This is a genomic window from Spirochaetia bacterium 38H-sp (genome assembly GCA_039023545.1).
GTDB classification, from domain to species: Bacteria; Spirochaetota; Spirochaetia; order Winmispirales; family Winmispiraceae; genus Rarispira; species Rarispira pelagica.
Genome location: JBCHKQ010000002.1, coordinates 108,068 through 129,091, shown reverse-complemented (window position 1 = coordinate 129,091; position 21,024 = coordinate 108,068). Strand labels below are relative to the sequence as shown.

Below are 21,024 nucleotides of genomic sequence, written 5' to 3'. Positions count from 1 at the left end.
ATGATAATATTTTGAATATATACAATAAAGATATATAGGAGTTAGAATGTCTGGTCATAGTAAATGGGCTACAATAAAGCATAAAAAAAGTGCAATGGATGCCAAGCGTGGTAAAATATTTACTAAGCTTATTAAAGAAATTTCCATTGCCGCACGTATGGGTGGTGGGGATCCAGAATCCAACCCGAGGCTCAGAACAGCTATATTAAAGGCTCGTGCTGCAAATATGCCCAAGGATAATATAGAGCGTGCTATAAAAAAGGGAACGGGTGAGGCAGGGGGAGCTGATTATGTGGAGATTGTATACGAAGCATATGGTCCGGGAGGAGTAGCTATAATCATTGAGGCATTAACAGATAACAAAAATAGAACTGCTTCTGAGGTTCGTCATATATTAAGCAAACATGGTTGTTCTCTGGGGGAAACAGGTTGTGTTTCTTATATGTTTAAGAAAAAAGGGCTTCTTACTTTTGATGCTTCCAAGTTTTCTGAGGATGATATCCTTGAGGTTGCACTTGATGCAGGGGCAGAGGATGTAAGTGTAGAGGATGGGATTATAGAAGTTTATACTGATCCATCTTCTTTTGAGGCTGTTCAGACAGCACTTTCGGATAAAGGATATGTCCCGGAAACTGCAGAGATAAGTCTGATTCCAGATATGGAGGTTAGCTTGGATAAAGATACAGCAGCTAAAGTGCTTAAGCTTGTTGAGGCATTAGAAGATAATGATGATGTGCAGTCTGTTTCCACCAATCTTGATTTGCCGGATGAATTGGTTGAATGATAGTATTGGGAATTGATCCCGGACTTGCTACTACTGGATTTGGACTGATAAAAACTACTTCTATATCTCATACTTATATTGCACACGGTCAGATAAAAACAGATGTTGAGATGCCGCACAATGTGCGGCTTTTAAAAATTTATAATGATATAGAAAATATTATAAATAAATTCTCGCCCAATGTTATTTCAATTGAGGATTTATTTTTTAATAGAAACACAACCAGTGCTATTTCTGTAGCTCAAGCAATGGGAGTTGTTTTTTTACTGAGTGCACAACATAATATTCCTGCCTATGCATATTCTCCAAGGGTTGTCAAACAAACTATTGTTGGCAATGGAACTGCTTCCAAACAGGATGTGCAACGTTTTGTTTCTTTGCTCTTGGGTGTGCCGACAGAGAGTATGTCTGATCATGAGACAGATGCATTGGCCATTGCAATTTGCCATGCACATCAGAGGGGTGGATATGATATATAGTATAACAGGTATATATAAAGGCTTTATCGGTGATTATCTCTATCTTGAAAATAACTCCATAGTCTGGGAAATAGTCATGCCCTCTAACTCCACTGCCATGCCAAGAGAGGGGGATAATATCACTGTTTATACATATTTGTATCATAAAGAAGATATGATGCAGCTCTATGGTTTCTGGGATGTAAAATCTAGAAATCTTTTTTTGCAATTATTAAAGGTTCAGGGAATAGGACCAAAGCAGGCAATAAAGATTTTATCTGCAACAACAGTTGATACCTTTATCTCTATAATAAATGAAAACGATATATCTAAATTATCACTTCTCCCTGGAATAGGGAAGAAAACTGCTCAAAAAATACTTCTTGTTTTAAAAGATATTTTAGTATATCCGCACGATGATAGCCAGCATCTTGATTCTATATATAATGATATTATTGTGGCACTTTCCGATATGGGCTTTGAAAAAGAAAAAATAAGAAAAATTTTGCCGGACATAGAAAAGACGCTCCCACCAGAAATGGATAGAATGGAAAAGGAACAGGAATTGTTGAGATTGGCAATTATTGCTCTCAGTAAGTAAAAAGGATAATATCTACATATGGATAGCATGCTTTCACCCAACTTTAGAGAAGAAGATGCTCATGAAGAAAGGCTTAGACCATCTTTTCTTAATGAATTTCAAGGACAGAATATCATAAAAGAAAATCTTCGTGTTTTTATTTCTGCTGCTGATAGCAGGGGTGATGCACTTGATCATGTTTTACTCACAGGTCCACCGGGGCTTGGTAAAACAACTCTTGCTGGAATAATAGCCAATGAAAGAGGGGTGGAGTTTAGAGTTACTTCTGCTCCAGCAATAGAAAAGCCCAAAGATCTTGCAGGGCTTCTTACAACCATAACACCCAATGGTGTTCTTTTTATAGATGAAATACATAGATTAAAGCCGGTAATAGAGGAGATGTTGTATATTGCCATGGAAGACTATGCTCTGGATTGGATAATTGGTCAGGGACCTTCTGCTAGAAATGTTAGAATCCCCCTACCGCCTTTTACTTTGATAGGTGCGACTACAAAAGCTGGAAAAATATCCACTCCTCTTATTTCTCGTTTTGGTATAACATTTCACTTTAACTTGTATGATAAAGATGACATAGTCAAGGTTATAGAGCGTTCTGCTTCTATCATGGAATTGGATATAAAAGATGATGCCCTGTTCCTGTTAGCCCAATGTTCTAGAGGTACTCCACGTATAGCCAACAGGATATTGCGTCGTGTACGAGATTTTGCTCAAGTATATGAATATGATTTTATAAATAGTGAGATTGTCACAATTACAATGAAAAAACTGGGAATCGATTCATATGGTTTAGAGGAGCATGATCGTAGAATACTTTACACTATATTGAAGAAGTTTAACGGAGGACCTGTCGGTGGAGAAAATCTTGCAATTGCTCTGGGGGAAAGCCTGGATACCCTTGAAGATTATTATGAGCCTTATTTAATTAGACTTGGTTTTATTCAGAGGACTTCACGAGGTAGAATTATAACTCCTCGAGGAATAGAGCATATAAAAAATGTTTATGATATAGCTGGAGATGATATAGATAATGAAGACCAAGGATTTCTTTTTTAATTTGCCGGAAGATTTAATAGCTCAGTATCCTTCTCAAAAACGCGAGCAATCTAGATTGATGGTCTTGTATAAAAAAACAGGACAAATAGAACATAGCTTAGTGGAAAATCTGCCTTCCTATGTCTCAGATGCTTGTATTGTTTTTAATGATACACGAGTCAGGAAGGCAAGGATAATTGCAGAAAAAAAACAGACGGGAGCAAAAGTAGAATTCCTTTTTATTGAAAAAATAAATGATTTTTTATGGAAAGCAATTACTTCAAAATCAAAAAAACAAAAACCGGGTGATTGGTATTATCTCCCTGGAGGTATAACAGTAAAAATTGATAGCGATTGTGAAAACGGAGAGAAGATTGTAAGGTTTAGCACTAGTGTAGATGATGATTATTTTGATAAGTATGGACATGTTCCACTTCCTCCTTATATAAAGAGAGAGGATGATTTTAGAGATTTTGAGAGATATCAAACTGTTTTTGCAAAAAATACAGGTTCGGTGGCTGCACCTACTGCAGGGCTGCATTTTTCTGATGAGCTGCTGCAAGCGTTAAATACTAATAACCACATAGTTTATGTTACTCTACATGTGGGATTGGGAACTTTTTTGCCGGTGAGAACAGAGAATGTTGAGGAACATCATATGCATGAGGAAGCTTTTTTTGTGAGTGATGAGTCAGCTAGTATAATAAATCAGGCAAGAGCTTCTGGTAAAAAGATATGTGCCATAGGAACAACTTCTGTAAGAACTCTGGAATCTTCTTATGATAATTCTGTTGATAGAATTGTATCCAAATATGGAAAAACAAATTTATTTATATACCCTGGATATAATTTTAATGTTGTTGATATTATGTTTACCAATTTCCATACTCCGGGTTCTTCTCTCCTTATGCTTGTTTCTGCCTTTGCTGGTACCGAACTTATAAAAGAGGCATATAGAATAGCTATAGAAAAGAAATATAGATTTTTTTCTTACGGTGATGCAATGCTTATTTTATAGTTAATAAGTATTTTCATCCATATTCATAAATTGGGAACGCACCTTTTCCAATCTTTCAAGATGTTCTTTTATTATCTCTTCGTAGTTTAGCTCTCCATTTTCTATTCTATAGCTTTCATCGTGCCAGTACTGTACGTCAGAAAGAAATAGGAATTGAAAGTTTGCGGCTTTTGCTGACCATTTCTTTGCTTCTTCCCAATATACCAAGGCATATTTGTAAAGTTTTTCTGCTTTTTCAAGGCTTTTTAGATTTTGTTGTTTCCACGGGTAGTTATAAAAATATGCCACCTGTTTATCATATTTTGAACCCCATAGAAGATATTGTTCTACAAGTTTTAAGCTTACATGTGTATAAAAAAGATATCTGTATAATTCCCATTCTGTTTTATTATTTATTTTTGCAAGAGCATTGAGAGGATTGGCAAAATCTGCTCTTAGTGCTTCTTCCAGATAATGAATGTTTTCTGCACACCTTTCTGGATATTGATAAAAATGCAGATGAAACAATCTATACCATTGTTCTGCATATAATATTTTATATGCAGAACTTGAAAAACATACTGCTAGGAATATCAGTGTAATAAAAATAAATTTTATTTTATTCATTCATTTGTTTATCGATTTTTTTTATTATAAAGTTGAAAATTTTATTTGTTATGTTACTTATCTCAGAGTTTCCATTTATATAAATTACTTCCATATCAGTATTGTGTTTATAATGTTCAAATATGGTTCTATAAGATTTTCTTACTTTTAGTAAAAAAGATTCTTCTTCAAAGATATCTTTCTTCTGTGCTCTGGAAGCTACTCTTTTTAGTGCTGTTTTTTCATCTATATCAATAAAAAACACAGCTTCCGGTAAAGGGAAGTATGAGTTTATGCTGGATACAAAATCCATATCGTTCTTGTTTCCCTGATATGCTAGAGAAGAGAATAAGTATCTATCACATAGGACTATATTCCCTTGATCTAGTTTTTCTGCTATTTCATTTTTTCCAAATACGTGTTCTTGTCTGTCTGCAGCAAATAACAGTGCGTATGTTCTTTCTGACAAATCCAGATGAGAAGATAGACATTCTCTTAAAAAACTTCCTATTTTATTTCTGGTAGGTTCATAAGTTTTATATATTTTTATATTGTTTTTTAAAAGAAGATCAGCTACCCTATTTAATTGGGTTGTTGTTCCGGACCCATCTATTCCTTCCAGGACAAAAAAATTTTTTAAGATTGAATATTGACTTTTAATGTTTTTTATCATGTGGTAGAATTTAGAGAAAAGCTTTCTTTTATGCAATGACCTTTAACAATTTTAAAGCTATGACAAAAAAAAATTTTAATATAAAATTTGCTAATTTTATTTTTATAATAATATCATTATTCTTTCTTATAATAGGCTTGCATTATTTTCTCTTTTTTTCTTTTAAAGACAAAATAGAAGCATACGTAGAATCTTATATATCTAAATTGGAAGATAATTGGTATGTAGATGTGGAATATGAAGGAGTCTCTCCATATATATATCCTTTTGTTTCTGTAAATAACATTAAAGTTTCTTCAAAAAAAAATGATTATGTAGTTTATATAGATAGACTTTCTCTTTATTTTAATCTTTTTGATCTAAAAAATAATTTTATAAATACCATAAGAATAAATACAGTATATATAAATTATATATCACAAAATACTCAGCCATACATAAATTATGATAATTATATATCTTCTTTGAAAAATATCATTAACTTGATTCCAGATTTCTTAGATTATGATGTGCATATCAATAATATCACCTTACGTTTGCTGGTTAATAATTCTGAAATATTTATAAATGATGCAATGTTTGAATATGATAATATGTATAAGAAAGTATATTTAAACGCTGATATATTGATAATTTCTGATTTGATAGATAAATATCTTTTTGATAAAACTTTGAAAATATCATTAAGCGTACAAGGTAAGATAGAAGATAATATAAGTCTTAAGACCAGGATATCGTTGAAAAATAAATATTGGGATTTAAAACCTCAGAAATTCTTTTTGAGATTTGCAAATGATAGCATAGAATTTAGCTCATTGGATCCTCTGTTGCCATATGATGCATATTTAACATTATCCTTAAAAAATAAAGAAATTAATTTTCATCTGGAAACAGAGGATTTCAGTCCTTCTATTATTGTTTCTGATATAAAAGCTAAGAATTCTTTTGGAGAATACTTTTTAAAATCTTTGTATACGATTACTTTAAATTGTAAATATAATATTGATAAAAAAAGTTTTATTTATGACTCATCGGGAACTATAGTTGTAAAAAATAAAAACATTAATTATATAGATTATTCTATTGATGGTAATAACTATGATACATATGTTAGATATATAGATTTTTCAACTTCTTTTTTTACTTCCAAATTAAGTGGTTTTTTAGAACTTTCTTCTGAAACTTTTACGGGCAAGCTAAATGCTATATCAAACAAGAATAGATTAGCAAGTTTTGTTATTTCTTCTAATATTTCGGTATCTCCGTATAAATCGCAGTTTATATTGAGGGATTCTATTATCAATGATAGTAAAATACATAAAATTTCTTTTGAGCTTTATACAGAAAAAAAATGGAATTATCTTAATGAAATGTTTTTTTATATTTTCATTGATGCTCAATCCGGAAAACAAGGATTCCTTTCTATCGATGGAGGGTGGGATGCTAAGTCTAAGCTTGTTTCTTTTCTAATTATTGCTGATAGTTTTCCTGTTTTACCTTTTTATGATTCTCTTTCTTCTGTTTTCTATTTTTTAAAATCACAAGAAAAGATAAAGTATTTCTTCAAAGACACCTTTGTGTCTGGTGTTATTGACGGGAGTTTCGACTCTTCTTTGAAATTAGAAAGTGTTGAAAAATTGATTATAGAAAACGCAGATGACAATATCTCATTCCATATAGGATATTCAGACAAAACTTTTTATATAAAGCAGCTGACTGGTATGGTATATAATTTGCCTGTAGCAGCAGACTTTAATTTTAAAGAAGGCAATGCATTTTATGGCAATTTTTCTTTATCTGATAATTTCTATGAGTTCTATGGAAAAGCCTATGAGAACGGTATAAAAATAATAGGTGATAATTTTAAAATTTCCTCTAAAGCTGATAATGGTACATATGCTATAACTATGGAATTTGAAAAATTTCCAGTTTTGTTAAAAAATGCCCATATTCCTGTTCTAATAAGTTTTAATGCATTAGGAGAATATCATAATTCTAAGTCATGGAAGCTGTACGTAAATGAGTTTGTCTTAAAAAACTGGAATTTTTATAGAACTAACAATACTCAAATAGAAGCTTCTCTTATAGTCTTTCCAAATCGTATTGAGTTTACTGATTTTTCATTCAGTGATGATGTTTCTAAAATTGCTGGTTCTATTTCTATTGCTTATTTTGATGTATATTCTCTTTTCTATTTGGACAATATTTATTCTGTTTTCTTTCTTTCTAATAACAATAGGACCGAGACATACGAAGGGGCGGTTTCTTTGAGTAGAGGTTTTATAGATGGTAGGATCAATGCTACGGGAGTACCTGTTAATAGGTTTTTGTATTCCAATTCGTCAGGTAGTATAACTACTTTTATTTCTTTTTCTGGCGTAAGATCAAGTCCAGATTTTTATATCAATCTAAAATCAGATAATGTTTATATAGATGGTTCTCCTCTTGAAGCTGATCTTTCCTTATTAATAGAAAATAAAAAATCAATTTTAAATATTACACGTTTTTCATACCTTAACTTTGCCGTAAAAGATATAAATACAGAACTCGATATTGATACTGGTGAATTTTCCGGTATAGGACAAGTCTTTTTAAAAGTAGCAGATAAAAATTATGAGTCAAAATTAACAATACTTGGTAAAACAGATAAGCAACTTGAAAATTTTTGGCAGATTATTAATGCATCTAATATTCCTTTTAAAGCCAGTTTTTCTCTAGATAATATTACGCTTGTTCCGGAACAAACAATTTGGAGATTCTCTGTTATTTATGATGGAAACCATTTTTCTTTGAAAGGCGCTCCTGATGATAGCTTGTTTTTTGATTATTCCAGAGAGGGGGATTTTACTTTATCTTGTTTGAGTCCCTTGCCTGTGCAAGGCAAAATGTATGGTAAAATAGTGGCTAACAGATTGGAGATAAATACAGAATTAACCCGAATAGATATTTCTCCTATATCCGTTCTGTTTAGATTTGGTAATTTTAATATAGAATCCGGAATAGCTTATGGAAGTATAAAGTTCTATGGAGATATTGATGCGTTAAACGCAGATGGTTTCTTAAACATAGATTCACCGATTTGTTCTCTTGATTTAATTCCTGATAAACTTAGCGCTTCTAAAATAACACTGATTTTTGATAAAAACACAATTGAAATTCCGGAATCATATGTGTATGCCGGTGATACTCCGGCTTTAATAAGTTCTTTGTTTTCTGTAAGTTATTTTACAGATATCTCTTATGTGATAAATATAAACACTGTTACTCCTCAGCCTGTACATGTAAAATATAATTTTGGCATTCTAAATGTTGATGGATTTGTAACAGGTAATATAAAAATAGGAGCCTCCACAAGAGATCTGGATATAAATGGTGAACTTAGAGTGCAAGATGCGAGAATAACCATTTCTCAGAATTCTTCCAATGAATCGAATGAATATAACATAGGTACATCAGTCAATTTGAAATTTTTATCCGGTTCTAATGTGAGTTTTTTGTGGCCATCTGAAAATTTACCTGTTTTAAAATTATATTCGGATACTAATCAAAGATTGACATATACGCTTGACAGTGAAACAGGGAAATATAAGTTATATGGAAATATAGCTTTGAGAGGAGGGGAGGTTTTCTATCTGGAAAAAAGTTTTTACATAAGAGAGGGGAATATAAGCTTTAATGAAAATGAGAATTCGTTTGATCCTAGTATAAGTGTAAAAGCAGAACTGAGAGATTTTTACGATGGGAAGCCCATCAAAATATTTCTTATTGCCCGCGAATCCCCTCTATCAGAGTTCTCTCCGGCTTTTGAATCTCAACCGTTTTTATCCCAAGATAAACTTGCTATAATTTTGGGTAAAAGCTTATATAATGTTTCATCAGGAGGAGAAACAGCGGCTTCCTTATTGGGCTTAGGTACTGATGTTTTTACTCAGTTTGCTGTTGTAAGAGGATTTGAGGAGTCTGTTAAAGAATCTTTTGGACTTGATATTTTTTCTGTTAGGACACATCTTTTTCAGAGTATATTGACTTCTGCCTTATCGAGTTCCAATATCCAGGAAAATAATGTAACTTATGAAGCAGGGGAAGATTCTATAGGTAGGTATCTTGATAATACTACTATTATTATGGGAAAATACATAGGACAGAGTGCATTTGGAGAATTGGCATTTAACATAAGTAATAATAACGGCCTTGATAATAGTGCTCTGTTATTAGGAGGTGTTAAGGCATCTGCAGAGTTATTAGTTGAGCTTGATACTCCACTCTTCTTATTGTCATGGAGGTTAAAACCTGAAAATTGGGATACTTTATTTGTTACTGATCAATCTATATCTATTAATTGGGGTTTTTCATATTAAATTAATTAATCATTAAGGAGTTATTATGTTAAAAAGAAAATCATATTTTTTATTGTTTTTTATTATCATAGGTCTTTTTGATCTTTTCCCACAAGAGAATAATATTTCACCGGACTGGTATATAGATAAACCCATTGTTAATATAGTTTTTGATGGACTAAACTATGTATCGGAAAATGAAATAAACGGTATAGTAAAGCAATATATAGGTAAGAACTTTTCCAATGAACTTTTCTGGGAATTGCAGGAAAAGCTCTATGCTCTTGACTATTTTGAGGAGATAAAGCCAAAGGCAGAACCAGGGGATGAATCATATTCTTCTGTAATTTTAAGATTTATAGTAAAAGAGTTTCCTGTCATATTGAGTATAGATTTTGAAGGTAATATCTCTATAAGTTCTTATGATCTGAGGGATAAAATAATAACCAAGCCTGGAGACCTGTTGAATGAAATAAAATTGAAATCGGATTTGGATGCAATAAAGAATTATTATGTTGAGAAGGGATATCCTACAGTTGTTGTTTCTTATTCTAAGACAGAAGAGGAAAAAGGAATTAGAATAGTCTTTTCTATTGAGGAAGGACCAAAGAATGTAGTTAGAAAAATAAGTTTTTCGGGTAATTCTGTTTTTGCGGAAAAGACTTTAAAAGGATTAATGAAGACAAAGGAAAGAGGTTTTCTCGTTACTGGAGTGTATGATGATTCTGTTTTTCAGGCGGATTTGAAAAAAATAGTAGATTATTATACTGAGCACGGATATATAGATGTAAAGATAGAGGATGTCAAAAAAGATGTGGAAGAAACAGAAGACGCTGTATTTTACGATATAACAATTTCTATCACAGAAGGTAGACAGTATAGATTTGGCGGGGTGGAGTTTAATGGTAATAATATTTTCCCCACAGATAAATTAAAGGAACTCATACATTCCAAAGAGGGGGATATTTTTAATGAGGTAAGATTTAATGCTGATTATGGACGTGTGTTGGATTTATATTACGAAAACGGATATATCTTTAATACCATAGAAAAAAAAGAGATAAAAGATGAATCCTCACTAACTGTAAAATATGTCATAAATATCACAGAACGTCCCCGAGCTCATATAGAAAACATAATAGTAAAAGGAAATACAAAAACAGATGAAAATGTCATATTACGAGAAATTCCTTTAAAACCTGGGGATGTGTTTAGTAAAACCAAGATAATACAGGGATTGTTAAACCTTAGGAACTTACAGTATTTTTCCAACATAGTGCCGGAAACTTATCCGGGTAGTACGGATGGCCTTATGAATCTTATCATCAATGTTGAGGAAGGTGCTACTGCAAATATACGTTTTGGAGCTACTTTTGGCGGGTCGTCTGAATTCCCTGTTCAAGCTATTGTGGACTGGTCTGATGTGAATTTTATGGGTAAAGGCTTGGATTTTGGTGTCAACCTAGTTGCTTCTCCGGATGAGCAAACAGTTGGTTTTCATTACACTGATGGGTGGTTATTTGGTAGGAGACTTACGGGAGGTGTTAGTTTCAATGTATCTCATAAGGATACAGGAAATACAATTCCTCAGGATACAGCTGTTGATGGTGTTATTTTTACTGGTTCTGAGGACAATGCTGTTCCTGATAATGGTTTGTATACTGGACAGTGGGTTGATTCTTCCACAGGTGAAGTAGTCGACAATCCTTCTCAGACACAGATAGATAGCGGTGAGGTCATAACGGATTACGCATATGCAATAGCAAATGGTTTTAGTATTCCTGATTCTCTTCTCATGAGCTATCAGACATGGGAGGTGAGTTTGGGTTTAAATACTTCTTACAGGTTTGATACTCCCTTTGGAAGATTGACTCCATCTTCTTCTCTTAATATTTCTTTGTCTTTTCTTGATTATGATGCGGATATTTACAGGCCTTTTGATGAAACTACAAGAGAAAGTAGAGGGAAATGGTCTTTTATCAATAAGCTGTCTTTTGGTATTGGTCTTGATTCTAGGGATATAGTATATGCTCCTAGTAATGGTTATTATCTTGGTCAGTCTTTTGTTTTTACGGGCGGATTTTTGGGAGGCTCAAGGCATTATATAAAGTCTTCCTCTACTGCGGAGGGATATTTTACTTTATTTGACATACCTGTGTTTGATAATTGGAGTTTTAAATGGGTTTTTGCTTTACATACAAAATTGATGTATAATTTAGATCAATTCTGGGTTCCCCAAGGTGAGCTTTATCAGGCCACTTCTCTTGATCAAATGTATATTGATGGTTATTTTGTTGGCAAAGGCTGGACTCAGGAGCCTTCTGGAGGGGGCAGAACTCTCTGGGATAACTGGGCAGAGATAAGGATGCCTATAATAGAGCAGATTGTATGGTGGAATTTTTACTTTGAATTTCCTGCCTTTGATATCGATGTGAAAGCTCCATGGAATATATCCATAGAAAATTACAGATTTGGTATAGGTGGCGGATTTAAATTTGTAATCCCACAATTCCCCATAGGTTTTTTCCTTACAAAGAGGTTTAAAGTTGTTGATGGTGCTATTCAATGGCAGGAAGGAACAGTGTCTCCCGATTCTCTGGGGCTGGATTTTGTTTTTACTATTGGATATCAATTGTATTGATGGAGGGTGAGTATGAAAAAATGGTTTTTTATATTGCTAATATTTTTAATATTGCCTTTGTATTCTTTTGCAGAGGAGTTAACAACCGTAGCTGTTGTTGATATAAATAAAGTTGCTATGGTTTTTTTTAAAAACTCTTATGCTGTAAAGCAGATAGAATCTTTTAAGCAGGAAATCCAAACTACTCTTAACAGATTAAAAGATGAGCTCAATGATTTGAAAAACAAGAAACTCCTTGCAGAGGAGGCTGGTAATCAGGAAGAAGCTTTGCGTTTGGATAATGACATATTTAATAAGCAAAAATACATACAAGATTATTATAGGGTAAAATCTCAACAGCTTGCGGAAAAACAGAAGCAACTTGCAGAATCTTCTACTTTTTTGCAGGAGCTTCAGAATGCTTTATCTTATGTTGCTGAGAACAATGGATATAGTGTGATTTTAAAGAGCACGGATCCTAATCTCCTTTGGTGGAATAAAGAAGTTGACATAACAGAAAAAGTTATCGAGGTGTTAACAAAGTAATATTATGGCAAAAAGCACGGATACCCCCATGATGCGTCAATATGCCGAACTTAAAAAGAAGCACAGGGAAGAAATACTTTTTTTCAGATTGGGGGATTTTTATGAGATGTTTGCCGAAGATGCAAAGGTCGCAAGTAGAATACTTGGGATAACACTTACCCAGAGGAACGGAGTACCTATGTGTGGTATTCCGTTCCATGCTGCTTCGGGATATATATCCAAGCTTATCAAGGCTGGTAAAAAAGTAGCAATTGCAGAACAGACAGAGTTGCCTCAAAAAGGTAACAAGATTGTAAACAGAGAAGTAATTGAGGTCATAAGTCCTGGAACAGTGATAGATGAGAATCTTCTTGAGGGAGATAAGAATAATTATATAGTTTGTTTGTCTCCTGTAAAAAAAGGAGTTTCTTTTTCTTGTATGGAGGTGTCTACAGGTGATCTTTTTTCTACTGTTTTTGAAGAAAATATAGAAGAAACTCTCTCAAGAGAAATAGCAAGGCTTTCTCCTAGCGAACTTATTATCCCTGAATCTGTTTTTGAATCTAAGTCCGTAAGAAATATTCTGGAAATAAACAATCTGTATATTAATAGATTCCCAGATTGGTATTTTGATAAGGATTCGTCTTATCAAAAGCTGCTGGATATATTTGGTACTATAAATCTCAAGGCTTACGGACTTGATTATGATTCTTCCGAACTTGTAAGTCTGGGACCATTACTGAGATATGTGGAGGAGAATCTCAAATCTGTTTTAAGACATGTAAAGAAAATAGTTCCCTATGATAATAAGGATTTCCTTGTTTTAAACGAGACTACAATAAGGAATCTGGAACTATTGTGTAATCTTTCGGATTCTACAGAAAAATTTTCTTTATATTCTGTTATCAATAATACTTGTACTCCACTGGGTGCAAGAGCTTTACGATCTTGGATACTTTTTCCTCTTGTGAATGTGGATGAGATACATAAAAGACAGAATGCTGTGGCAGAGCTGTATCACAGTCAGATTATGCTTTCCTCTATACGTGATATGTTAAAATCAGTTTTGGATCTGGAAAGACTTTCTTCTCGTGTTGCTCTTGACAAAGCTCATGCCAAGGATTTATATGCTATTGCTGTATCTTTACGCAAATATAAAGAAATCTGGGATATATTATTAGATAATCCTGTTTTTTCTTTTTTTCTTTGTGATGTTTCTATTGTAAATGCGGCCGAGAAAGTAAGCAGCCTTATTTTTTCTGCGATAAAAGAAAATCCTTCTATCAATTTTAACGAGGGAAATATAATAAGAGAAGGTTATGATGATAGAATTGATAGGCTCAGAGAGCTCAAAGAAAACAGCAAATTTTTTCTTGACTCTTATATGGAAGAAGAAAAAAAATCTACAAACATAAGCAATCTTAAACTGAAATATAACAAGATTATAGGGTACTTCTTTGAGGTGTCCAAATCTAATATAAAAAATGTACCTGATTATTTTATTCCGAGGCAGACTCTTGTTCAGTCAGCTCGTTATACCACTGATAAGCTTATGGAGCTAGAAACACAGATTTCTGAAGCAGAAGAAAAGCTTATAGAGCTGGAATATGAGATTTTTGTTTCTGTTCTTAAAACAGTTCAGCAGTCGATAGCTCATTTGTTTGCAATAGCAAAGTCTATAGCCAGTATAGATGTGCTTCAATCTCTTGCTTTTTCTGCAACACGGTACGGATATGTAAGACCAGTATTAAAAAATAACAGAAATCTCAAGATAAAAGGTGGCAGACATCCTATTGTAGAGGCTTATTCTTCTTCTGCTTTTGTTCCCAATGATTTAAACATATCAGAGGGACAGCCTTTTTTTCATATAATAACAGGTCCCAACATGTCCGGCAAATCTACGTATCTCAGGCAGAATGCCCTTATCGTTCTTATGGCACAGATTGGTTCTTTTGTTCCTGCCGATGAGGCAGAAATAGGGGTTGTGGATAAGATATTCTGCAGAATTGGCGCCAGTGATAATCTTACTAAGGGGGAATCTACTTTTCTTGTGGAAATGAATGAGACAGCTTTTATACTTCATAATGCCTCGGAGAAAAGCCTTATTATAATGGATGAGGTAGGGCGTGGGACAGGAACAACAGACGGGCTAGCTATAGCAAAAGCTGTCTGCGAGTATATAATCAATTATGTAAAAGCAAGGACTCTATTTGCTACTCATTTTCACGAGCTTACTGCATTGGATTATAAAGAGGTTGCCAATAAGAGTCTTATGATAAAGGAAACCGAGTCTGATATCATTTTTTTGAAAAAAATAATAGACAAGCCTGCAGAACGTTCTTATGGCATACATGTGGCAAAGCTGGCAGGTGTTCCTGACTGGGTTTTTAATAGAGCGTTGGAGCTTGAAAAAATTCTTGTTTCCGAAAGCAATTATTCCCAATCAATCACAGGACTTGAACAGGGGCTTTTATTTAATTTGTCTGATTCTATTATCGAGGAGATAAAGGCTGCTGATATCAACAATATAACCCCGCTTAAGGCCTTTAAAATGCTTGAAAAATGGAAAGCAATTTTAAACAAATAGTAAGAGAAGCTTTCTTTTATCTTTTTCCTTCTTTTTGCATAGTCTGCAATATGCCTGTGGAAACTTGTTATAGTTTTCGTCTGTGCAAGCGCTGCAGACAGGAGCTCCTTTATGTAAGGGATTGGGAAGTTGCTGAGTTTGAGAAAAAACTTCCCAATGTAGATGCTTTTTTATCTGTTTTTCTATACGCTGGTACATTCAAAAAACTCTTATGGCTTTATAAAGAAAAGGGGATGAGACAGGTTGCTAATCTTTTTTATGAGCATGTATTAAATTTGATACTATCAAGTGGTTTTCTTTATCCTGTTGTTAGCGTTCCTTCTCGTCCTGCGCGGATAAAAAAAAGAGGGTTTTGTCATACTGGTCTGCTAGCAGATAGGCTCAATGGATATTTTAGGTATAAACCGGGTATTTCTCTTGTTTTTTCCGATAAAGCCACAAATATTGTTTCTCAAAAGGAGTTGTCTGCCGAGGAAAGGCGAAAGGCGGTGGAGGGCAGGTTTGCTGCATCTGCAGAGGCTGTATACTGTGAAGAATCCGTAATTCTTTTGGATGATGTTTGCACAACAGGTTCTACTCTAAACGAATGTGCATCTGTTCTGAAGACCTCTGGAGTAAGAAGGGTTGTCGCCCTCACTCTTGCTATAGAATTATAAGTTTTTGACTGTATACCGAACGCGCAAAACCTTACGGTTTTGCGCTGCCTGTGGCAACATGTCTGTATACCTTATTGTTTTCTTTATTTTATAGAGAGTAAAGATAATACATATTATAGTTTACTTTAATATGTATTATTTTGTATACTTTTTTCTGTCTTTTTGCCGTAGGCAGTTGCAGGCTCAGTATGAGTCTGCAACGTTCGGTTTATTGTGTTTTGTCTGTTGTCCTTGACCCTGGTAAAATGCTTGTATATAATCGCTTACACTTTGTTTTTTAGGAGTTTTTATGGCTGTGAGGGTGAGGTATGCGCCTTCTCCTACGGGCTTGCAGCATATAGGCGGGCTCAGGACTGCGTTGTTTAATTATTTTTTTGCAAGGTCTGCCGGCGGGACTTTTATTCTTAGGATAGAGGATACTGACCGTGAGCGTTATGATGAGAGGGCTCTTGAGGATATTTTTGATACTTTTAGATGGTTGGGGATTGATTGGGATGAAGGGCCTGGTAAAGGCGGGGATTTTGGTCCTTATTTTCAGTCAGAGCGCAGAGAGCTTTATGAGGAGCATGCCAGACGGCTTGTAGATATGGGGATGGCTTACTATTGTTTTTGTACTCCAGAAAGGCTCGAAAAGCTTAGACAGGAGCGTGGTAAAGGTAAGGCTAGTGGGTATGACAGGCATTGCCGCAATCTTTCTCAGAGTGAGGTTGATTCTATGCTTGCAGAGGGCAGGCCTTATGTTATCCGTCTAAAGGTTCCACTGGAAGGGGAAACTTTTTTTTCTGATGTGCTTCTCGGTGATGTGTCTTATGCTAATACTGATATCAATCCCGATCCTGTTTTGCTAAAATCAGATGGTTTCCCTACCTATCATCTTGCAAATGTGGTGGATGATCATCTTATGGAGATAACTCATATTCTGCGGGCGCAAGAATGGATTCCTTCTACGCCTCTTCATGTTTTGATTTATAAGGCTTTTGGCTGGGAGCCCCCGGTTTATTGCCATCTGCCTATGGTGCTTGGTGAGGATGGACAGAAGCTGTCTAAGCGTCATGGTGCCACCAGCGTGCTTGAGTTTAGAAAGCAGGGGTATCTTGCCGAGGCACTTGTCAATTATGTTTCTTTGCTTGGTTGGTCTTATGATGATTCTACCGAGTTTTTTTCCAGAGAAGACTTGGAGAGGGTTTTTTCCATAGAGAGACTTAACAAGTCTCCAGCTGTTTTTGATTATAAGAAGCTTGATTGGTTTAATGGTGTCTATATAAGAAAAAAAACAGATGAAGAACTTTTTGAACTTCTTTTGCCTTATGCAATAGACTATGGTCTTGTTTCTAAGGAACCATCAGATGAGGAAAAGAAAAAGCTTCTTGGTGCAGTGCCAATTATAAAGGAAAGGCTAAGGGTTCTTTCTGATGTGGGACCTATGTTGGAGTTTTTATTTAAAGGTCTTCCCGAGTATGAGCCTTCTATGTTGATCCATAAGAAGTCAGATAAGCAAAAAACTCTTTCTGCTCTTGAGGCTATAAAAGGATTTTTGCATGGATATGAGGGCAGGAGCCATGATGAAAATGAGAATGGCTTTCGTGAGTTGGCAGACAGCCTGGGTATAAAACTGGGGCTGCTTCTTATGCCTCTAAGGGTTGCTATAACCGGTTCTACAGTATCTCCGCCTCTTCTTGAATCCATTTATCTTATGGGTGAGGATGAGGCTATCCGCAGAGTTGATGCTGCGTATACAAAGCTTGTCGATTGGAATGAGGAGTAAAAGATGGAAAAAATTACGCTGGATACTATAGTTTCTCTATGTAAGAGAAGAGGTTTTGTTTTTCAGTCAAGTGAAATTTATGGAGGTCTTGCTTCTGCCTGGGATTATGGTCCTCTTGGGGTTGAACTCAAGAACAATATTCAAAGATTCTGGTGGAATGAGATGGTAAGAAGCAGAAGGAATATTGTCGGACTTGATGCCGCAATCCTTATGCATCCGCGTGTATGGGAAGCTTCTGGACATGTGGAAAACTTTCATGACCCGCTTGTAGATTGTAAACAGTGTAAGAGCCGTTTTAGAGCGGATCAGATAGATCTTACTGCTGCCTGTCCTGTTTGTGGCACAAAGGACAGTTTTACTGAGCCCAGACAGTTTAACCTGATGTTTAAGACACATTTGGGACCGGTTGAAGATGAAAGCAATATCGTGTATCTGCGTCCGGAAACCGCTCAGGGTATATATGTAAACTATAAAAACTGTGTTCAGACTAGCAGGGTAAAGGTTCCTTTTGGTATTGCACAGGTTGGTAAGGCTTTTAGAAACGAGATTGTAACCAAGAACTTTATTTTCAGAACTTGTGAGTTTGAGCAAATGGAGATGCAGTTTTTTGTAAAGCCATCAGAGGATAAGAAGTGGTTTGACTACTGGAAAGAAACAAGGATGGAATATTATAAGAAATTGGGTATAAGACCTGATAAACTCAGGTTCCATCCTCATGGCCCGGATGAGCTTGCCCACTATGCAAAGGAAGCTGTAGATATAGAATATGAGTTCCCTATGGGATGGCGTGAGCTTGAGGGAATACATAATCGTACTGATTTTGACCTTTCTCGACACTCCGAGTATTCCGGTAAAGACCTTACATATCTTGATGACCAGACTAAGGAACGCTTTGTTCCCTATATAATAGAAACATCTGCAGGACTTACCAGAAGTGTTCTTATGGTTCTCTCCGATGCATACGAAGAAGAAACACTTGAAAATGGAGAAACAAGAACAGTTCTTAGGTTCCATCCGCTTATAGCCCCTGTAACAGTAGGTGTGTTTCCTCTTGTAAAGAAAGATGGACTTTCAGAGTATGCTATGGAGTTGGAGGAAGAACTCAGAGAGCATTTTTCCACTTTTTACGATGAAAGCGGTGCAATAGGAAGACGTTATAGAAGACAGGATGAGATAGGAACTCCTTATTGTATAACAGTTGACTACGATACAAAGGAGAACGATACGGTAACACTTCGATACCGCGATAGTATGGAGCAAGTCCGTATACACAAAAACGAGATTGTGGACACAATCAAGCAGGCAATCAAAGACTACAAGAGGGTCGGAGTATGAACAAAGCATTGGAAGTCCTGTCAGAAAGAGGCATGCTCCAACAGTGTACAGATCTGGAAGGCCTGTCGGATCTTATGGATAGAGGGCAGGTTACCTTTTATTTAGGAATGGACCCCACAGGACCTAGTCTGCATGCAGGGCATCTTGTTCCTCTCTTTGCTGCATACCATCTTGTAAACGCAGGGCATAAAGCAATACTTGTTATGGGTGGAGGAACAGCCAGAATAGGCGACCCTTCCGGCAAGACAGAAATGAGAAAGATGCTCACGATAGAGCAGATAAACAATAACGTAGAATCCATAAGAAAACAGGTAGAGCATTTTTTCAAAGTTGACGGTGAGCAGGCAATAATAGTCAACAATGCAGATTGGCTTGCAAATCTCAACTATATAGACTTTCTTAGAGATATAGGCAGACACTTCTCTGTAAACAGGATGTTGAGCTTTGAGACCTACAAAGCAAGGCTGGAGACAGGACTCTCCTTTATAGAGTTTAACTATCAGCTTTTACAATCCTATGACTTTTTGGTTCTCAATCAGAAATACAACTGCAGCCTCCAGATAGGAGGTGATGACCAGTGGGGAAACATAGTGGCGGGTATAGACCTAATCCGCAGAGTAGAGTCCAAGGAGGCCTACGGACTCACCGTTCCTCTTGTGACCCGCTCCGATGGTAAAAAAATGGGGAAAACAGAAAAGGGTGCCCTATTTTTGGATCCTAATCTGGTAAGCCCCTATGAGTTCTTCCAATACTGGAGAAACGTTCCTGATTCGGATGTCAACAAACTTCTCAAGTTTTACACGTTGTTGCCAGTAGAAGAAATAGATCAGCTCACATCATATGACGACGAACGCATAAACAAGGCAAAAGAGCGCCTTGCATACGAGCTGACAGCACTTATCCATAGCAAAGAAGAAGCAGAAAAAGCTCTGGAAGCAGCCCGTGCAGCCTTTGGTGGCGGTGGCAAGGACAGAAGTGCGATACCCACGACAGAAATCCCAATGGTAGAAATTGAGCAGGGTATAAACATAGTGGAGCTATTTGCTCGTACAGGACTCTCTGCCTCAAAGAGCGAAGCACGGCGACTAATCACTCAGGGCGGAGCCTACATAGGAGACAACAAAATTGCTGATTTAGAAGCAAAAGTAGACAAAACCCACATAGATCAGGACGGAGAAATTCTCTTGCGGGCAGGAAAAAAACGCTATCATAGAATAATCGTAAAATAACACCACAAGCCCTTCCTCACGAAGGGCATTTTATTTATTTTATACCGAACGGTTTTACCTCACCAAAAAACAACAGCAAAACAGAAAGAGTGCGGTAAAACCTGCCTGCGGCAGAAAAGCAAATAATAAATAATTAAGAAAACCTTGCCATCTTTACAGACAGAACAGCATATCCTGATGACAAATCTTCCTGTTGGACAATAATATCTGAAGGCAGCTTTAGCTTAATGTTGGTAAAATTCCAGATAGCCTTTATACCATTATCAGCAAGAATCTCTGCTGTCTCTTGAGCGCTCTCTTGTGGTACAGTAAGTATTGCCATATTAAAGCCAAGCTCTTTTATTTTTTTTCCAATCTCATCCAGAGAAAAAACCTCTGTTCCATGAAATTTTTTACCTATCTTGCTTTTATCCACATCAAAAGCCGCAACAATATGTAGCTTATGTTTTTTTAGCTCGTTAAATCCCAAAAGAGCTTGTCCCAGATTTCCTGCACCTACCACACAAGCATACTGGTCTGTATTCCACTGTAGAAAGCTTTCTATGGCATTTATGAGTTCCTTCACGGGATAGCCCATTCGGGGTCTGCCCATTATACCGGTTAAAGCAAGATCCTTTCTTACCTGTATTGCCTCAAGCTCAAGCTCTTGGGAAATATATGTGCCTGATATGTATTCCTTTCCCTCTTCCATGGCGGTTTTTACAACCTGCAGATAGGAAGGTAGACGTCTTATGCTCGGAAGGTTTAGCAATTTATGTTGTTTCACAAAAGTCCTCCGCAAAAATAGTTGTAAAATTATATATAAAAAGATTCAAAAAG

The 21,024-nt window shown here is 35.6% G+C and carries 16 protein-coding genes; 13 read left to right on the top strand and 3 right to left on the bottom strand.

What is annotated here, in order from left to right; genetic code table 11:
* Positions 1–46: 46 nt before the first annotated feature.
* Genes WKV44_04455 through queA form a run of 5 tightly spaced genes read left to right on the top strand, consistent with a single transcriptional unit; the run spans position 47 to position 3,893 of the window.
* Entirely contained in the window at positions 47–784 is a 738-nt protein-coding gene (locus tag WKV44_04455) for a YebC/PmpR family DNA-binding transcriptional regulator (GenBank protein MEM5947790.1), read from the top strand.
* Complete coding sequence (gene ruvC / locus WKV44_04450; protein MEM5947789.1) at positions 781–1,263, top strand: crossover junction endodeoxyribonuclease RuvC; 483 nt, start codon at positions 781–783, stop codon at positions 1,261–1,263. The genes WKV44_04455 and ruvC overlap by 4 nt, the downstream gene beginning before the upstream one ends.
* The gene (ruvA, locus tag WKV44_04445; GenBank protein ID MEM5947788.1) at positions 1,253–1,843 is read left to right on the top strand and encodes a Holliday junction branch migration protein RuvA; all 591 of its coding nucleotides are present in this window, start codon (positions 1,253–1,255) and stop codon (positions 1,841–1,843) included. The genes ruvC and ruvA overlap by 11 nt, the downstream gene beginning before the upstream one ends.
* A gap of 18 nt (positions 1,844–1,861) precedes the next feature.
* Positions 1,862–2,896, top strand: coding sequence for a Holliday junction branch migration DNA helicase RuvB (gene ruvB, locus WKV44_04440; GenBank protein MEM5947787.1), 1,035 nt, complete (start codon positions 1,862–1,864; stop codon positions 2,894–2,896).
* Positions 2,871–3,893 carry a tRNA preQ1(34) S-adenosylmethionine ribosyltransferase-isomerase QueA gene (gene queA / locus WKV44_04435; GenBank protein MEM5947786.1) on the top strand — a complete coding sequence of 341 codons (1,023 nt, stop codon included), beginning with the start codon at positions 2,871–2,873 and terminating at the stop codon, positions 3,891–3,893. Before ruvB ends, queA begins: the two co-directional genes overlap by 26 nt.
* Here the strand turns inward: queA and WKV44_04430 are convergent, their stop codons facing one another.
* Both WKV44_04430 and tmk read right to left on the bottom strand, forming a co-directional pair.
* Positions 3,894–4,499: a hypothetical protein gene (locus WKV44_04430; GenBank protein MEM5947785.1), complete on the bottom strand. Its 606-nt coding sequence runs from the start codon at positions 4,497–4,499 to the stop codon at positions 3,894–3,896.
* Entirely contained in the window at positions 4,492–5,151 is a 660-nt protein-coding gene (gene tmk / locus WKV44_04425) for a dTMP kinase (protein MEM5947784.1), read from the bottom strand. The genes WKV44_04430 and tmk overlap by 8 nt, the downstream gene beginning before the upstream one ends.
* Before the next feature lie 59 nt (positions 5,152–5,210).
* On the opposite strand from tmk, the gene WKV44_04420 reads away from it, so the two are divergent.
* The 8 genes from WKV44_04420 (at position 5,211) to tyrS (ending at position 20,205) form a co-directional block, all read left to right on the top strand.
* Positions 5,211–9,509 (top strand): translocation/assembly module TamB domain-containing protein, encoded by a 4,299-nt coding sequence (locus WKV44_04420; GenBank protein MEM5947783.1) that lies wholly within the window; start codon positions 5,211–5,213, stop codon positions 9,507–9,509.
* A 25-nt stretch (positions 9,510–9,534) separates the two neighbouring features.
* Positions 9,535–12,129: an outer membrane protein assembly factor BamA gene (gene bamA, locus WKV44_04415; GenBank protein MEM5947782.1), complete on the top strand. Its 2,595-nt coding sequence runs from the start codon at positions 9,535–9,537 to the stop codon at positions 12,127–12,129.
* Positions 12,130–12,141: 12 nt separating this feature from the next.
* Positions 12,142–12,654 carry an OmpH family outer membrane protein gene (locus WKV44_04410; GenBank protein ID MEM5947781.1) on the top strand — a complete coding sequence of 171 codons (513 nt, stop codon included), beginning with the start codon at positions 12,142–12,144 and terminating at the stop codon, positions 12,652–12,654.
* Between the two features lie 4 nt (positions 12,655–12,658).
* Positions 12,659–15,220, top strand: a complete 2,562-nt coding sequence (gene mutS / locus WKV44_04405; GenBank protein ID MEM5947780.1) for a DNA mismatch repair protein MutS — start codon at positions 12,659–12,661, stop codon at positions 15,218–15,220.
* Positions 15,196–15,876, top strand: a complete 681-nt coding sequence (locus WKV44_04400; GenBank protein MEM5947779.1) for a phosphoribosyltransferase family protein — start codon at positions 15,196–15,198, stop codon at positions 15,874–15,876. Before mutS ends, WKV44_04400 begins: the two co-directional genes overlap by 25 nt.
* A 289-nt stretch (positions 15,877–16,165) precedes the next feature.
* On the top strand, positions 16,166–17,641 hold the full coding sequence (gene gltX, locus WKV44_04395; protein MEM5947778.1) for a glutamate--tRNA ligase: 1,476 nt from the start codon (positions 16,166–16,168) through the stop codon (positions 17,639–17,641).
* 3 nt (positions 17,642–17,644) lie between these two features.
* Complete coding sequence (locus tag WKV44_04390) at positions 17,645–18,976, top strand: glycine--tRNA ligase (GenBank protein MEM5947777.1); 1,332 nt, start codon at positions 17,645–17,647, stop codon at positions 18,974–18,976.
* Positions 18,973–20,205 carry a tyrosine--tRNA ligase gene (tyrS, locus tag WKV44_04385; protein ID MEM5947776.1) on the top strand — a complete coding sequence of 411 codons (1,233 nt, stop codon included), beginning with the start codon at positions 18,973–18,975 and terminating at the stop codon, positions 20,203–20,205. The genes WKV44_04390 and tyrS overlap by 4 nt, the downstream gene beginning before the upstream one ends.
* Before the next feature lie 133 nt (positions 20,206–20,338).
* Here tyrS and WKV44_04380 read toward each other — a convergent pair whose 3' ends face one another.
* Entirely contained in the window at positions 20,339–20,971 is a 633-nt protein-coding gene (locus WKV44_04380; GenBank protein ID MEM5947775.1) for a redox-sensing transcriptional repressor Rex, read from the bottom strand.
* Positions 20,972–21,024 lie beyond the last annotated feature (53 nt).

Excerpts from the sequence above, each read along its gene's own strand:
- WKV44_04420 (MEM5947783.1), top strand. The coding sequence starts at position 5,211 with ATGACAAAAAAAAATTTTAATATAAAATTTGCTAATTTTATTTTTATA.
- WKV44_04400 (MEM5947779.1), top strand. The coding sequence starts at position 15,196 with ATGGAAAGCAATTTTAAACAAATAGTAAGAGAAGCTTTCTTTTATCTT.
- WKV44_04455 (MEM5947790.1), top strand. The coding sequence starts at position 47 with ATGTCTGGTCATAGTAAATGGGCTACAATAAAGCATAAAAAAAGTGCA.
- mutS (MEM5947780.1), top strand. The coding sequence starts at position 12,659 with ATGGCAAAAAGCACGGATACCCCCATGATGCGTCAATATGCCGAACTT.
- bamA (MEM5947782.1), top strand. The coding sequence starts at position 9,535 with ATGTTAAAAAGAAAATCATATTTTTTATTGTTTTTTATTATCATAGGT.
- tmk (MEM5947784.1), bottom strand. The coding sequence starts at position 5,151 with ATGATAAAAAACATTAAAAGTCAATATTCAATCTTAAAAAATTTTTTT.
- tyrS (MEM5947776.1), top strand. The coding sequence starts at position 18,973 with ATGAACAAAGCATTGGAAGTCCTGTCAGAAAGAGGCATGCTCCAACAG.
- ruvB (MEM5947787.1), top strand. The coding sequence starts at position 1,862 with ATGGATAGCATGCTTTCACCCAACTTTAGAGAAGAAGATGCTCATGAA.
- gltX (MEM5947778.1), top strand. The coding sequence starts at position 16,166 with ATGGCTGTGAGGGTGAGGTATGCGCCTTCTCCTACGGGCTTGCAGCAT.
- WKV44_04430 (MEM5947785.1), bottom strand. The coding sequence starts at position 4,499 with ATGAATAAAATAAAATTTATTTTTATTACACTGATATTCCTAGCAGTA.
- ruvC (MEM5947789.1), top strand. The coding sequence starts at position 781 with ATGATAGTATTGGGAATTGATCCCGGACTTGCTACTACTGGATTTGGA.
- WKV44_04390 (MEM5947777.1), top strand. The coding sequence starts at position 17,645 with ATGGAAAAAATTACGCTGGATACTATAGTTTCTCTATGTAAGAGAAGA.
- queA (MEM5947786.1), top strand. The coding sequence starts at position 2,871 with ATGAAGACCAAGGATTTCTTTTTTAATTTGCCGGAAGATTTAATAGCT.
- ruvA (MEM5947788.1), top strand. The coding sequence starts at position 1,253 with ATGATATATAGTATAACAGGTATATATAAAGGCTTTATCGGTGATTAT.
- WKV44_04410 (MEM5947781.1), top strand. The coding sequence starts at position 12,142 with ATGAAAAAATGGTTTTTTATATTGCTAATATTTTTAATATTGCCTTTG.